Source organism: Streptomyces sp. NRRL S-378 (assembly GCF_000720645.1).
Lineage (GTDB): Bacteria > Actinomycetota > Actinomycetes > Streptomycetales > Streptomycetaceae > Streptomyces.
On record NZ_JOBX01000158.1, the window covers coordinates 1 to 2,274 of the forward strand.

The window sequence follows — 2,274 nt, forward strand, 5'->3', positions numbered from 1 at the left end:
GACCGAGTTACACGTTTGTCAGCAGGCATGGAGCGATCTTACGGACGAGGTCGAGCTCGACAGCAAACTCCTCGTCACCCTCATTGTGAAACGAGCTGTTAGGCCTAGGACTTCCAGACCCGATGTGTCGTTCACTTCCCTACCCCCGTAAATGCCCAGTGGGCACACCTGTTGAATATGAAACGTCCGTCTTTCGAACGGCGCCGGACCGGCTCATCCGGCGTGTGGCCTCTCGTGTGGGAAGCCGGGCGCCCGTTGCCGGTTACCCGGGAAGGTGTCGCGCGGTTTCCAGTTGTGCTCCGCGAGAGTCGGCCGCTGCCAGGCGCTGCCTCGCGGAATACGGCGACCCTGGTCATGAGCAGTGGGTAGCGACGCAGCAGTCCCTCTCGCTCTTGTGCACGGCACTTTCGATGCCGTGCACCCGGGCGACGCCGATCCGACCCCAGTTACGTGCGACGGCCTGCGGCTGCCCGTCACCGGTACGGCGGGCCACTGGTTGTTCCCGAGCCGTGCGCCCGTGTCGCACCGTGCTGCCGGGCAGCGGCCGGCCGCGCAATGCCGGATAACGCGAAGTTTCTGCCCAGCCCTTGCTCCTCAGGGACGCCAGAGCCATGCAAGAGCCGGCCGAGGTACGCGACGGTGCCTCGTGGCGGCCGCCCTGCACCCGGCCACGCCGCCTGTCCAGGGTGCCCCTCAAAAACGCGCTGATCAACAAGCGATACTGGAACCCGTCTTTAGCCAGGCTCAACAGGGGGAACGGTGCTCGAGCGCTTGGAAATGGAGGCATTCCTCGTGCTGGCCGCGGAGCTGCACTTCGGACGCACCGCGCAGCGTCTGGGTGTGACCACCGGCAGGGTCAGCCAGCTCATCAAGAAGCTCGAACGCAGTGTCGGTGCTCCATTGTTCGAGCGCACCAACCGCAGCGTCCATCTGACCGCGCTCGGCCACCAGCTCCATGGTGACCTCAATCCCGCGTACGAGCAGATCCAAGCCGCCCTCGCCCGCGCCATCAGCAGCACCCGGGCGACCACCAGCGTCCTCAGGGTTGGGTTCATCGGTGCCGCCGCCGGCCAGATCGCCCACCAAGCGGGCCTTATGTTCCCCGACCGCGAGCCCGGATGGCGCGCCCGCATCCGTGAGGTGCAGCTCTTCGACGCCCTCGCGCGGCTCCGCGAGGACGACGTGGACGTCCTGATCCTGCACCTGCCCATCACCGACACCGACCTGGTTGTCGGACCGGTGATCCTCTCCGAACCGCAAATGCTGGGGCTCCCTTCGGATCATGCCCTGGCCCGGCGTGAAAGCGTCACCGTGGAGGACCTCGCGGAGGTCGCGCTCCTGCGCGTCGCCGGCGTGCGGCCCGGAGAGTGGCTCTCCGACCGCTGGCCCGACCGCACACCGGAAGGCAAGCCCATCGCCTCAGGACCGGAAGTGGAAACGTTCTTGGAGGCTCTACAAGTAGTCGCCTCCGGAACCGGCGCCCTTATCGCCGGCGCGCAGGTCACGCGGTTCTACGCCCGCCCCGACATCACCTACGTCCCGCTCATCGACAGACCACGGCTGGACTGGGCCCCTGTCTGGCTCAAGTCGCGCAATATCGCCGCAAGCCGCACCTTCGCCTCCACCAGCCTTGAGGCAGCCCGTCTCCTCTACCCCACCCCCTGACCACGCCCAACGGCAAAGGCCTGGCAACCGACTGCTTCCGTCGCCGCCGACTCGGTTGGAGTGGGAACAGTCGACCACGTGCACCTTGGTCGGAGCACATGATCAGACGAAGGCCGCCCGCGCGTCAGGCGAATGCCCAGGTGAGCGACCCAGTTCGACGGACGATTCGAGCGGGACATGAGGCGCGGTAACCCTACGCCTCGGGCTCCGGCTCGGCCCTGAGGTACCGATCCCAGATCTGGGCCTCGCGATAGGGACCGTCCCCGTCGCAGTCGTACTGCGGCGCGTCAAAGATCACCCAGTACACCAGGTCGCCGCTGAGCGCCTGGGCATGTTCATTGGGTTCGGGTGCACCCATGGCACCGATCGTTCCGGGAAACTCGGCCTGCCAAGGACCGTCCCAGTCCGGGGCACGAACGACCGTGACCCGGCTCCTGTCGGTGACGGGTGAAAAGTGGACCGTTGGCGTCGGATGAAAGTTGACCCCCATCGAGGGCCTGACTCGTTGAGTCAGGCCGGGAGGATGGGTGATCAGCGTGGAGGACTGGGCGGAGATCCGGCGGCTTCATAGGGCCGAGGAGATGCCGCTCCGGGCGATCGCGAGGAAGT

2 protein-coding genes are annotated in these 2,274 nt (G+C 66.5%); one reads left to right on the forward strand and one right to left on the reverse strand.

Features of this window, described 5'->3' with window-relative positions; all coding sequences use genetic code 11:
* Positions 1-759: 759 nt before the first annotated feature.
* Positions 760-1,665, forward strand: coding sequence for a LysR family transcriptional regulator (locus IH80_RS0138215; RefSeq protein ID WP_037882347.1), 906 nt, complete (start codon positions 760-762; stop codon positions 1,663-1,665).
* 193 nt (positions 1,666-1,858) lie between these two features.
* On the opposite strand, the gene IH80_RS46720 is transcribed toward IH80_RS0138215, so the two are convergent.
* Positions 1,859-2,023 carry a hypothetical protein gene (locus tag IH80_RS46720; RefSeq protein ID WP_234432540.1) on the reverse strand — a complete coding sequence of 55 codons (165 nt, stop codon included), beginning with the start codon at positions 2,021-2,023 and terminating at the stop codon, positions 1,859-1,861.
* Positions 2,024-2,274 lie beyond the last annotated feature (251 nt).